We start from the raw sequence: 240 nt of genomic DNA on the forward strand, positions 1-240 counted from the left end.
TGCTTTAATGATGCCGTAAATCCCGATAATCATTTCTATACTTCGTTCCGCCATAATCGCAACGTAATCATTCGGCTGAATTCCAAGACTTCTTAATTTATAAGCTAAGACATTTGCTTTTTGGTTGAGCTCTCTGTATGTTATTTCCTTATCTTCAAAAGTTACGGCAATCTGATTTGGCGTCTTTTCTACCTGTTCTTCGAACAGTTCAGCTACTGTCTTATCTCTCGGATATGCATG

1 protein-coding gene is annotated in these 240 nt (G+C 37.9%); it reads right to left on the bottom strand.

Annotated features, from left to right (window positions below):
* A partial coding sequence (locus MR167_RS32350) for an AMP-binding protein (protein WP_242316300.1) occupies nt 1-240 on the bottom strand: 240 nt, incomplete at both ends.

This window comes from Bacillus cereus group sp. BfR-BA-01355, assembly GCF_022663675.1.
Lineage (GTDB): Bacteria > Bacillota > Bacilli > Bacillales > Bacillaceae_G > Bacillus_A > Bacillus_A thuringiensis_S.